Genomic DNA, 12,063 nt, shown 5'->3' on the forward strand with positions numbered 1-12,063 from the left:
ATAGGCTTTTGCCTACATACTTTTGTGGAGGTGACGATGGTGACAGGTGTTTTCGCAGCGCTCGGCTTTGTTGTTAAAGAGCTTGTCTTTTTAGTATCTTACGTGAAAAACAATGCCTTTCCACAACCGCTCTCAAGCAGCGAAGAAAAAAAATACTTAGAGCTCATGGCTAAAGGGGATGAACATGCCAGAAACATGCTGATTGAGCATAATCTTCGCTTGGTCGCCCATATTGTGAAAAAATTTGAAAATACAGGTGAGGATGCAGAGGACTTAATCTCCATCGGAACGATCGGGCTGATAAAAGGAATTGAAAGCTATTCCGCTGGTAAAGGGACAAAGCTGGCGACGTATGCTGCGAGGTGTATTGAAAATGAGATTGTAATTACAAAAGGGGGGTGCATACTCCTCTTTCATACGTTTAAATATATTCGGTGATCTCTTCTCCTCTCTTGGTTTATTATTGAAACGGAAACAAAAATCCATTACACTATTGCTGATGCACCAACGGGTGGGAGGACTCGCCATGAACAAAAAAGAACTGCTCCTAATGAATTTCAGGGACTTGTTTAACAAGATGGCTTGGCTTAATAAGCCAAAGATGGAAGTCTGTCTTAAAGGGTATAAGCCTTCTGAAGTACATTGTATAGAATCCATTGAACATGGAAATACTAATGTGACAAAACTTGCTGAGTCCCTTTATATGACGAGGGGCGCCATTAGTAAAATGACTAAAAAGCTCATAGAAAAAGGCTTAATCGAGAGCTACCAGAAGCCAGATAACAAGAAAGAAATTCATTTTAGGCTTACCGAGCAAGGGAAAGAAATTTATAAAATCCATGATAAACTGCATAAAGAGTTTCTAGAGCGTGATAAGGCAGTATTTGAACAGGTAACCGAGGAACAATTTGATTTTATGATTAACTTTGCGGAAAAGTATAATAGACATTTGGATGCAGAAATAAAAAAACATGGTGTTGATATTAAGTCGGAATAAATTTAAATAATGAAAATGTAACCACAGGCAGCCAACTCTATTGAGTTTCGGCTGCCTTTTTATTACCGTTATTTTGTTGACACGGAAACAAAATTATGTTATTTTTTGTTGACCAGGAAACAAAAATACAACTTTTGAGAGGAGAATAATATGTTGAAAGGCAAAGTAAAGGAACCAGGATTACCAAAAGAAATCCTCATGGCTGCCTGGGCTATTGCACTTGGAGCAATTGCCCCAATGCTTGACTCAACTATGGTGAACATTGCCATCGACAAATTAAATAAGGATTTCAGTACGACGTTGGATACCATTCAATGGTCCATTACAGGTTATGTTTTAGCTCTTGCTATTGCAGTTCCAGTATCCGGATGGCTTATGAACAAATTTAATGGAAAGAAAATCTTAATCGGCGCAGTCATTGCCTTTGGTGTAACTTCTGTTTTTGCTGGAATTAGTTGGGATGTTTCTAGCTTTATCTTATTCCGTATGCTTCAAGGATTTAGCGCTGGGATTATTACTCCACTTATGTCAACACTCTTGGTTAAAACAGCAGGTCCAGAGAATATAGGAAAAGTTATGGCTATCGTCAGCACACCTATGATTTTGGGCCCAATCTTAGGACCTGTAATCGGGGGCTTCATCGTTCAAGCTACATCATGGCATTGGATTTTCTTCATCAACGTGTTCATCGTTTTGATTGCTGCACCACTGATGATGAAAACTCTTCCAGACTTTGAGCCATTCAACAAAAATAGTAAACTTGATATTTTTGGAATTATCAATCTATCCTTAATGAGTGCAGCAATGATATACGGAATTACAAAAGCAGCAGACCATGCATCATTTAACAATAGCGAAACAATCCTATGGGTGGGCTTCGGCCTCGCTTTAGCTTTAATTTACATCGTATATAATCGAATCAGAAAAAATCAAACCGTACTCCCTATAAATTTGTTTGCACACAAAAACTTCTTAACATCCAGCGTCGGGTTATTATTAGCGAATATTGCCGTCATGGGACCCATGTTAATACTTCCATTGTTCTTTCAAAACTTCCGTCATTTCACGGCAATCGAAGCTGCGCTTGCATTAATCCCTCAAGGAGTTGGGATGCTCGTTACTCGGCCAATGATTGGAAAAATGATTGATAAGATCGGTGCAAAATACGTGGTTATGGTCAGTCTTGTTCTTTCGCTTATCGGATCTATTCCGCTTATCTTTATCACCGATAAAACAAGTATGATGTGGATTTCTATCATATTATTCATCCGCGGGACCAGTTTTGGAGGAATTATGCTTCCGTTAACAAGTGATGCTTATACAGGACTTGACAGCAAACAACTTCCAGAAGCAGGTGTCGGTATTAATATTATTGAAAACCTTGGTTCAAGTTTTGGTTCAGCTGTTATCGCAACTGTTGTCGCAACTACTATACAAGGATTGCAACCAACGATTGCGAATGACTTAAAAGGTTACCATGCCGGATTCTTAGTATCCGCCATTGTCCTTGCGATAATCTTCATCCCAAGTCTATTTCTCACACATAAAAAGCATCCACAATAAAGAAATCTGCACTTGAATACTCGACTGCCGAATGGTTTGTTTGGATAAATGTTGATACATGTAATGTGCACCAGTTTCATAAGCCCATTTAGAAAGGCGCTTACTAATTTGATTGGCTATCTGTTTTCTTCGATGTCTGGATCTACTTCAGAGGTTTCAATTACAAAAAGAGGGCAATAACCCTCTTTAATACGTTTCAATATATATAGTGTCAGAATCCACAACGGTAACTTCTTTCACGATAAAGTTAACAATTGTTTTTTTATCATCAAGGGTTAAATTATCTGCACCGATTGATTGAAAATAGTCTATAGCTCTTTTTAGAGCATTTTCACTTGAGCTTGTATCATCCAGGACTTTCATTTTTGATTGAATTTCGTTACACTTTTCAGTAAGCTGGTTTTGTTTTTTTTGCAGCTCAATAATTTGTGCTTTGATTTCATCAATATCTAAATCATCGTCATCGCTTAGGCTGATTAGCGTTAAAAGACGCTTGCGGCCTTTTTTTGTTTTCTCTATCTCTTTTTGAATGAGTTCTAATTCATCAGACAGGTGATTTGATTGTTCAATCTCTTTAAAAGAAGCATACTTTTGGGGATTTGTGATGAATTTAAAAATTTCATCACATACATGCCGGTTCAATTTATTCTCAGACATTTCTTTTCCGCAGCCGCGATCCTTTGCGCCAGAATAATTTTTCCGGCAAGTATATACATAGTAGTCTTTACCATGTGATTTTCTTTTCTTCCCTGTCATGGTATTTCCGCATTTTCCGCATCTAACCAAACCCGATAACAAGTAATTGTGAGGGCTGATACTCAAGTGTTTTCTTTTACTTTGACCTAAGAGTTCTTGAGCATAATCCCATTGTTCGGCTGGGATTATTGCTGGAATTGAAACAGTGATTTGCTCTGCTTCAGGTCTTATTTTAATTATAGATTTGTTTCCTGCCTGTTTTGAAACATAGGAACCCTCTGTATCATATTTATACTGCTTATGTTCACCCTTATAAGAAGAGTTCATTAATATCTGTCTAACAACCTGCCTGTGCCATACTTTGGCGCCTTTTTTTGTTTTAACCCCCATCTGAGTTAAATGTAGAGCAATACCATTTACTCTGCCGAAAAAAGGGCTTTTATGATCGGTGAAGTAATTGAAAATCATTCGAATAATTTTTGCTTCCTCTTCAAATATCTCAAGAGTTCTTTTCTCTTTAACAAATTTATAGCCATATAGCTTGGAATCTTTAATGATCATGCCTTTTTTCATTTTTTGAAGTCGGCCGCTTGATGTCCGTTCTTTGATTTTGGCTTTTTCAAATTCTGAGATTGCCCCGCGCATTGCGAAAAACAATTGACCCTCTGGAGAATTGGCGTATTCTCCATTTACAAAAATCAAGGGTATGTTTCGCTTTCGGAGTTCATCATCTATGATAAGCTGATTCATTAACTTCCGAGAAAGACGGTCAGGATCGTAACAAATGACTTGACTTATAAGTCCTTTGCTTGCATCCTCTCTCAAGCGATTCAACGCCGGACGTTCTAAAAGCTCTCCAGAAAATCCTTCATCGGCATACTTCAGTACATCCTTAGTCCCTGCTTTCTTTATACAGGCCTCGATCTGGCTGTCGATGCTCGATCCCTTGATCGCTTGTTCCTCGGTCGATACCCTTACATATATTGCTATCACCCTGGATCTCCTTCCTATAAAGTTTTATTAAATAATGATAGCAATCGTTAATGCATTTGTCAGCTTGCGGTCCCTCGATGATTATTACCTTCATAAAATGCATCACCCCTTGGGTAATGCTATGTAAAGGTGGTTTGTCCTAATGAGATCATTTTCAATGAGTGTGAAAACAAATAAAAAACCGATGGTGGATCATCGATTTCAACACCACTAGACCCTCAATAAAGCAGAACCGCACTTTCTGTTACAAAACCTTTATATATCAACGTTTGTTGATTTAGATTATAGGTGCTTACAATTATTTATTCTGGCGTAAGAATGAAGTAAGATTTTAAAGATCATTGACAATAAAGTCTGGTTTTCCCCCATAATTCCGCATGTTTTTTTACTATATTCATAAATTCAACCATCGCTGTGGAAAGCCATCTTTTTTTATGATATGCCATCTGCGTTATAATACGTGTTTCATCCATAATTAATCCACTTAATTTGTTTTCTTGTAACTCTTTTTGTACAGTGATCAACGGTAATAGTGAAATTCCTAAACCGCACAAAACGCACTGCTTTATAGCCTCAACACTCCAGAATTCAAAGGTATTCTCCGAAACCAGTCCTTGGTGTTTCATATACTCTTCAAAATAAGTACGGTAGCTGCACCCATGTTCTGTATATAAAATCACTTCATCAGATGAAAAATAAAAATCATCAAATGAAATATTTTTTAACTGATGCTGTTCAGGGAATATCAATATCATTGGCTCAGTTATCAGTTTTTCTATATATAAATCAGATTCCTCTTGTTCATACTCCAACAGAAACGCTAAATCCACCTTCCCATTTCGGAGATCATCTTTTAATTCCCAGCACGTCGATGATTTTAAAGTTACTTTCACTTTAGGAAAAAGCTTTTTGAATTCGTGAATAATTTGAGGTAAACGGTAAACCGTTAAAGATTCCGGGGCACCAATAACGAGATTCCCCATAGGTTCATCGCTTAATTGTATTTGTTTTACTTTTTCAGAAATCTTGATCATTTCGTTAGCGTAAGGAAACAAACGTTCTCCCACTTCAGTTAACAGCATTTTCTTCCCAAAACGATTAAATAACGGTTTTCCTATTTCTTGCTCTATATCTTTAATATGTGAAGTTATGGTTGATTGGGCATAACCCAAATATTCAGCTGCTTTTGTAAATCCTCCCTTTTCCACTATTGTTATAAATGTTTTTAAATGCCGTATTTCCATCATTTCTCCCCCTTTAAACATTACTAATTCCGATGGAAAAGATCATATATATCTATTTTACTGATGAAAGGAAACAAATTACAATTGAAATATGAACGTAAAACACGTTTAAGAAGGGATGGAATGAAAAGTGAAAGAAAGAAAACTTGGTCCCGTACTTTTAAGCGGATTAATTGTCGGACCTATTTTGGGATCTGGGATCATTTTGCTACCACCAATCATTTTTGGAAAGACTGGGGATTATGCTGTTTTCGCATGGTTTATTATGATGATCATTAGTTTTCTATTTGCTTCATTGTTTGGAAAGTTAAGTGTTGAATTCCCAAATGAATCTGGTGTTGCACATACAGTTGAGCTTGCATTTGGACAGCATATAAAACAATTAACTTCTATATTTTTTATTATTGCGGGAAGTATGGGACCAGTTGCTGTTCTCATGACAGCCAGTCAATACCTCAAGGCTTTATTCATAAATAATGATTGGCCCTTAGAGATATTTGGAATCATTCTTATGATGATTTGTTTATTCATTCTATTATCGAATATCTCTTCTGTGGGAAAAGTGTCATTTATATTTTCCACAGCCGCCACAGTAGTATTGTTAAGTGGAGGGATTAGTTCAATTCTCCATATGAAAGATAAGACTTTTATTAAAACTCCATTTCATCTTGATGACTTTGGTTACAGTATTCTTTTGCTTTTTTGGGCTCTAGTAGGTTGGGAAATTATAGGTAATTATAGTTTAGATGTCAAAAACAGAAATAGAACGATTCCCCAAGCAATAGTAATAAGCTCAGCTGTCATTACAACGGTTTGTATTGTTGTAGCTGCTGGTTATCAATGGATTGACTTACACCACACACATACTCACTTAAAATTAACGATTATTTTGATTCCAATGCTCGGAACGTTTGCTTCCCCGACAATGGCTTTTATCACAACAATATTATGTATGAGCACATATCTATTAGTTACTGGTGGAGTATCACGTCTAATAGCTTCGGAGACTAAAAAAATAACCTTGATTTCTTACCGCTCCAAAACCAATATACCGATTGGATCTATTGGTTTATTAACAATAGTTCATGCCATTGTTTTTATTCTTTTATTTTTACATCTCATTAATGTTGAACAAATAGTTGGAATCGCTAACGCTTTCTTTATTAGTAATGCGATTTGTGGTGTTTTGTCTGCATATAAATTATTGCCTGGAAAGTTTTCAAAGAGTTTATCAATAATACTTATTATCTGTTTTTTGATTATCCTATCTTTCTCATCCTTATGGACTTTATTAATGATTGCCCTGATAACTACCTTCTATCTGATTCGACACTTTATTTGGGTACGTCAATTAAAAAAATCCGCTAAAAATTCTCAGGGCAAATTGTGATTTTAATAAGTCTGCATTTCTTACTCATACTTGGATGTATAAACAGAGACAAGAGATTGTACAGTTCCTTTAGGATATAGTTGTTTCTGTTACAACTATTACTTACTGACAACTTCCATTCATTGACGCTATTTTATATTCATTTTGGCCGAAAATGCGCACTATTTTCAATCCGTCCAAATAAAAAAAGGAAGATTCCTCTCTTCCTTTAGTCTCTAACTTGACCTCCTGCAATTTTGAAACCACCAGTTGAAGCACTGTCTGCATCAACAAAGTGAATTTTAATAAACTAATCTTTTAATACTGCTTAATTCACCATTGAGAGATTTTCCATCAGAACCAAAAAGTTATTGCGGTCTCACCGAAAATATAATTTACGGTGCCCTACTACCTTAATAAAAAACCCTCAATTAAGAGGGTTTAATCAGTTTTCATGTTTGATTTCGGTCAGAAAGTTGATGATACGCAATACCTTGCTCAACAGTAAAAGTAGTAACGAGACCTAAACTTAAAGTTACTGCAGTAAGAATAATGATTACGCCCTTTTTAAAATTCATACAGGCATTCTCCCCTCTGAATTTGTTTTTGCGTTTCAAGCATTTTTTGATGATAAACATATGATGTTTCAAATTCCTTTGATTTTGCAAAAACTTCAGCCGTATCAATTGCGATATCTTCCACATACGCATAATTCTTATTTCTTTCTAAGTAATCAATCGTTTTTTTGATTCCCGCTTGATCTACTGCATTAATATAAAGTGCTTCCAAATACTTTTGCAGGGACACAAAAAGTTTATCACCTTGGGATATTGCAGCGGATAAACCCTTTTTACTCATTTTTATTGCTTCACTTGTTTTCCCTTGCTTAAAAAGAAATTTAGCGTATGTAAACAGGGAATGTGGTAAATTGCTCAACTTAGCATCTTCTGATACCTTGGCAGCCTTATTTAAGAAATGATCTGCTTTATCATTTATTCCTAAATCTGCGTAATTCTTTCCGAGATTGTAGTAAGCCGAGCTAAGTAGCCTTTCATTGCGCTCTAATTGTTTGGACAACTCTAAGGCTTTTTCAAGGTGCGGCAAGCTTTTCTCGAAATGTTTAAAATCAACGTAATTTCCAGATATCACGAAATGACATTGTATTTTTCGCACTTTATAAAGTTCATATTGATTATAAATGTCCATCGCTTGTTTAACATGGTGCATCGAGATATGATTTTGCTTCATAATATAGTAAGCTTCAGCCAACTTAAAATGAAATTCCGCCTTCTCAATATCATCATTAACATGAGTAAGGTGTTTTTCTGCTTCTCGATAAAAACCAATTGCTTTGACATATTCCCTCTTATCAAACTCATACATTCCACGAAAAAACAGAGAGTAGTAAGACAACAGACCAGTTATCCCCTTATTGGATGCTTCTATTTTTTCAAGCAGTTCATCAATAGTTGGTCTGATTCTTGTTGTAACTGGTTCCAAATAATCTAACATGAGCTGATGACGGAATTTCATTAGGGAGAAGTAAATGAGTAAATACTCATCTTCCTCCATCCGTTGGATTTCTTGCTCCACCTCTGCCTTTAAAATCTCTGCATCCGGAACACTAAATTGACGTATCATTTTATACCATTCATTGATCTTTACGCCAACTTCTGACGATGATAAAACCGGATTCACAGGACCCCTCCTTTTATGTCTTTTTATGTAATATTCTAACATTTCCAAAAAGTGTTTGAACCGCAAAAAAACCGCAAACTTTTTTATTCGGTTTGTTCATAATAAAAAAGCAGGCATTATGCCTGCTTTTTTGTAAGGACTCTATCCGTTCTTTCTCCTGTATAACGGTAAGAAAAGTTATTCAAGTATTTTTATGATATGGGCTTTTTACGTATTTTATCCGTTGCACCTTACTATGATAATCCTCATTAAAGAATTATTTATAGTATAATACTTTTCACAAACATTCTGAAATTGTTTTCACCATAAAAGGTGTAGCATGATATGCGCAGGACGAATAGTAATAGACTATCATTCCCCTAAAATAGTGTATATACTAAAAAGCAAATATCGAAAGGGGAATGCATGTATGAAATCTAAATTGTTTATCAGTTTATCCGCCGTTTTAATTGGACTTGCCTTTTTCGGCTCTTTGTCTAATAGCGAAATGAAGGAAGCATCCCGGAATGTAACTCTCGCACCTACTCATGAATTCCTTGTTTGATTCGATAAACATCATTAGTTCTGATTCCCTTTAGCCGTTTCAAAACGGCTTTTTCTTATTTCTAATACTGAAAAAATCTATCATACATAAAGCTTTTGAGGTGAAAATTTTGGACTTATTTGATGAATGCTTAGAAGCTCTAGGAAAAAACAAAGAAATCTTATCAGAAGAATTAACGGCAAAATATTATGAACTACTTTCAAACAGTTTCCCCTTTACATCTTGGGGGCGAATCAAGTGGGAAGAAGTTTGTTGTCATCAATCTATAGTTTACGAGGACGAGATTTACGATTGGATAGCTAAACACCATTTTAAAGATAGAAACATTATCATTCTATGGGGTTACGGAGAAACAGCCAGCATTAAAAACTAGTCTTGAACATGCATTAAACGTAATTGATGATGTAACTGCCGTTGGTTCAGATACTTTTATGTTTAGTGAATCCGGCTACGTTATCGAATTTTTCCATGATGGCGATGTACAATTGGAAAGTGCCCTTTCTTGGAAACGATTAGCGAATAGGTAAAATGACACAGATCTAACGATTCATTTCCACCCTTTGATCCACATAACAGTTAGTTTCATCATTCTTCCATGGTAATATTTTGTTATATGATTAAATGAGAGGGTATGAATATGAAAGTCTTTGAAGCTAAAACACTTATGTCTGAAGCTACAGACCGCGCCAAAGAATATAAAGAACTAAGGACGCAAATGGTCAACTTGAGAAAAGCTTTACAAAGCGTCGCTGAACTGGATGACAGTGAATTCTCAGGTAAAGGCGCTAACAACATTAAAGCATTCTATCACGATCATGTTGGTGTCACTGATCAATGGATCGACTACATTGATATGAAAATCGCATTTTTTAACAGCATTTCTGGAGCTGTCGAGGACAAAGGCCTCTCTGATGCTTATATTGAAGAGTCTTTTCTAGAACATGAACTGGCTAACGCCCATAAAAAATCAAAGTCCATCATGTCTGAACAGAAAAAAGCCATGAAAGATATCCTAAATGACATTGACGACATCCTCCCGCTCGACTTGTTTTCAACAGAAACCTTCAAGGATGAGCTTGCAGATGCCAATGATAAACGCAAAAAAACAATTGAAAAACTAGGTGATCTTGACGAAGATTTACTGACAGAATATACTATGTCGGAACCAAATGAACAATTCATCAAGTCAGATTTCCAAAAGCTCCAAGAAGCTTCGGGCAAAGGCAAAAACGCTACGCCCATCCACTACAACGCCAAGGCATACCGTGAAAGCGACATACATAAGAAAAAAGGCGATATTGAGAAACGTACAGAAGCTTATTTGACGATTAAGAAGAAAGAAGAAAAAGAACGGGAATTTAAAGATTTAAAGAAAAAGCTAGCTGACGGAGTGACTGACCCGGATGAATACTTAGAAATTGCCAAGAAAATCGGCTATAAGAATCTTACCCCTGAACAGCTTGAATTTGTTTCATTTCTTGAACAACGTAAAGCTTTCATGGATAACGGAAAAGAAGTGTTGCGAATCATAGGTGATGGCGCTAAAGGGGCGATTGTTGGTGTATACGATCTTGCCAAGGATACCGGTGAAGGAGCTATTCAATTCGGATGGAATATCGGTTGGACAATTGACAATCTTAACAAAGATCCTCAAAAAGTGCTGGATACAGTTCTGGAATACGACTATCAAGCTGCCTTCCAAAGCATGGTTGACACATTGAAGGATAATTGGGATAAAAAAATGATTCACGGAGATGCATACACGCGGCTACACTATGTTACTTACTTGGGCGGAAGTCTTCTGTTATTGAAAGGCGGAAAGTCATCTGTCTCAACAGGCTCGAAGGATCTTGCTAAAGTTGGGAAAGCAACTAGTGAAAAGATTAAGAATGGCAATCCATCTGTCAAATCTTATGTTAATGGATACACTCCTGCATTAGAAGGGATTCTACAAGACGCCGGGAATACTATTAATGTTAAAAATACGCCGCTATTAAAGAGATTAGTTCAATCAAAGGATGATTTGTTTACTAAAGCCGCACCTTATACTTACAGAGATGAATACGGAAACCTCAAAACAGTCAACTTGAAAATGGGTCATCTTAAAAACGACAAACATCCTAAAACTGGAGTTCCATATGATAAAGACGGTTTCCCAATTTTCAAACCAAAATTTGATACGAAGATTGATTCTAATCTTTATAAGGAAAGCGATTATTTACAATTTAAAGATGCAACCTTAAAATTAAAGGAAGAAATCGAAACGGATCCTTTACTTAGAAATCAATTCAATGATCTTCAAATCGAGATGATAAAAGCAGGTGAAACACCGGACGGTTATACTTGGCATCATCACCAAGATCCAGGAAGGATGCAATTAGTTGACCAAAAGGTGCATCGGAAAACAGGCCATACAGGAGGCCGACACCTTTGGGGTGGAGGAAGTAAGAACAGATAGGAGTTGGACAATATGACAGAGTGGAGATTTGCCGAAGAGCCAATTGGGGAAACAACTGTTAAAAAAATCGAAAGGGCATTAGATATTAAGTTTCCAAAAGACTACATTACAACTATATTAAACAACAATGGGGCGCGCCCAAGTAAAAAGATATTTGACTTTGAAAATACAAAAGGCGCGGTTTTTAATCGATTACATGGTTTAACTGAGGATAGTTCAAGTTTTATTTTAGAGGTCTTTGAAGATTACCAGGATGGAAGGATGCTTCCTGGGATAGTTCCTTTTGCTTGTGATCCTTTCGGTAACGAAATCTGCTTCGATTATCGTCTGAATAAAGAGAATCCATCCGTAGTTTTCTGGGACCACGAGATTGCATATGAAGATCCAGATAAAGCTTTGAGTCATATATGTGATTCATTTACAGAGTTGGTTAATAAACTATACGAGGAATAAACGGATAAGACCTTTCCCCTTTCTTTTTGAGGAGAAAGCATTAACTGC

11 protein-coding genes and 2 pseudogenes are annotated in these 12,063 nt (G+C 36.3%); 9 read left to right on the top strand and 4 right to left on the bottom strand.

Annotated features, from left to right (window positions below; genetic code table 11):
* Window positions 1-36: 36 nt before the first annotated feature.
* The 3 genes and pseudogenes from MKY50_RS13170 to MKY50_RS13180 all read left to right on the top strand — a co-directional run.
* Window positions 37-387: pseudogene (locus MKY50_RS13170) on the top strand (sigma-70 family RNA polymerase sigma factor); the annotation flags it as partial.
* A 139-nt stretch (window positions 388-526) separates the two neighbouring features.
* Window positions 527-997, top strand: coding sequence for a MarR family transcriptional regulator (locus MKY50_RS13175; protein WP_033884465.1), 471 nt, complete (start codon window positions 527-529; stop codon window positions 995-997).
* A gap of 150 nt (window positions 998-1,147) precedes the next feature.
* On the top strand, window positions 1,148-2,560 hold the full coding sequence (locus MKY50_RS13180) for an MDR family MFS transporter (protein WP_116316519.1): 1,413 nt from the start codon (window positions 1,148-1,150) through the stop codon (window positions 2,558-2,560).
* Window positions 2,561-2,746: 186 nt separating this feature from the next.
* Here MKY50_RS13180 and spoIVCA read toward each other — a convergent pair whose 3' ends face one another.
* The 3 genes and pseudogenes from spoIVCA to MKY50_RS13195 form a co-directional block, all read right to left on the bottom strand.
* Window positions 2,747-4,207, bottom strand: coding sequence for a site-specific DNA recombinase SpoIVCA (gene spoIVCA / locus MKY50_RS13185; protein ID WP_250629351.1), 1,461 nt, complete (start codon window positions 4,205-4,207; stop codon window positions 2,747-2,749).
* Window positions 4,165-4,343, bottom strand: a pseudogene (locus MKY50_RS13190) (hypothetical protein). Before MKY50_RS13190 ends, spoIVCA begins: the two are co-directional and overlap by 43 nt.
* Before the next feature lie 244 nt (window positions 4,344-4,587).
* Entirely contained in the window at window positions 4,588-5,493 is a 906-nt protein-coding gene (locus MKY50_RS13195; protein WP_341116798.1) for a LysR family transcriptional regulator, read from the bottom strand.
* A 130-nt stretch (window positions 5,494-5,623) separates the two neighbouring features.
* Here MKY50_RS13195 and MKY50_RS13200 point away from each other — a divergent pair, with 130 nt between their 5' ends.
* A complete protein-coding gene (locus MKY50_RS13200; RefSeq protein WP_341116801.1) occupies window positions 5,624-6,883 on the top strand; it encodes an APC family permease in 1,260 nt (419 codons plus the stop codon).
* Window positions 6,884-7,429: 546 nt separating this feature from the next.
* On the opposite strand, the gene MKY50_RS13205 is transcribed toward MKY50_RS13200, so the two are convergent.
* Window positions 7,430-8,560, bottom strand: coding sequence for a response regulator aspartate phosphatase (locus MKY50_RS13205; protein WP_032726212.1), 1,131 nt, complete (start codon window positions 8,558-8,560; stop codon window positions 7,430-7,432).
* A gap of 409 nt (window positions 8,561-8,969) precedes the next feature.
* Here MKY50_RS13205 and MKY50_RS13210 point away from each other — a divergent pair, with 409 nt between their 5' ends.
* From MKY50_RS13210 to MKY50_RS13225, 5 genes are all read left to right on the top strand, one after another.
* Complete coding sequence (locus tag MKY50_RS13210) at window positions 8,970-9,104, top strand: hypothetical protein (RefSeq protein ID WP_042976549.1); 135 nt, start codon at window positions 8,970-8,972, stop codon at window positions 9,102-9,104.
* Between the two features lie 100 nt (window positions 9,105-9,204).
* Complete coding sequence (locus tag MKY50_RS21745; protein ID WP_445662044.1) at window positions 9,205-9,477, top strand: CDI toxin immunity protein; 273 nt, start codon at window positions 9,205-9,207, stop codon at window positions 9,475-9,477.
* A gap of 22 nt (window positions 9,478-9,499) precedes the next feature.
* Window positions 9,500-9,631, top strand: a complete 132-nt coding sequence (locus MKY50_RS21750) for a hypothetical protein (protein WP_445662046.1) — start codon at window positions 9,500-9,502, stop codon at window positions 9,629-9,631.
* Between the two features lie 110 nt (window positions 9,632-9,741).
* Complete coding sequence (locus MKY50_RS13220) at window positions 9,742-11,562, top strand: T7SS effector LXG polymorphic toxin (protein ID WP_341116803.1); 1,821 nt, start codon at window positions 9,742-9,744, stop codon at window positions 11,560-11,562.
* Between the two features lie 12 nt (window positions 11,563-11,574).
* Window positions 11,575-12,015, top strand: coding sequence for an SMI1/KNR4 family protein (locus MKY50_RS13225; RefSeq protein WP_076458154.1), 441 nt, complete (start codon window positions 11,575-11,577; stop codon window positions 12,013-12,015).
* Window positions 12,016-12,063: the final 48 nt, after the last annotated feature.

The organism is Bacillus sp. FSL R7-0685 (genome assembly GCF_038002425.1).
Taxonomy (GTDB): Bacteria; Bacillota; Bacilli; order Bacillales; family Bacillaceae; genus Bacillus; species Bacillus subtilis.

Excerpts from the sequence above, each read along its gene's own strand:
- MKY50_RS13175 (WP_033884465.1), top strand. The coding sequence starts at position 527 with ATGAACAAAAAAGAACTGCTCCTAATGAATTTCAGGGACTTGTTTAAC.
- MKY50_RS13180 (WP_116316519.1), top strand. The coding sequence starts at position 1,148 with ATGTTGAAAGGCAAAGTAAAGGAACCAGGATTACCAAAAGAAATCCTC.
- MKY50_RS13195 (WP_341116798.1), bottom strand. The coding sequence starts at position 5,493 with ATGGAAATACGGCATTTAAAAACATTTATAACAATAGTGGAAAAGGGA.
- MKY50_RS13210 (WP_042976549.1), top strand. The coding sequence starts at position 8,970 with ATGAAATCTAAATTGTTTATCAGTTTATCCGCCGTTTTAATTGGACTT.
- MKY50_RS13220 (WP_341116803.1), top strand. The coding sequence starts at position 9,742 with ATGAAAGTCTTTGAAGCTAAAACACTTATGTCTGAAGCTACAGACCGC.
- MKY50_RS13225 (WP_076458154.1), top strand. The coding sequence starts at position 11,575 with ATGACAGAGTGGAGATTTGCCGAAGAGCCAATTGGGGAAACAACTGTT.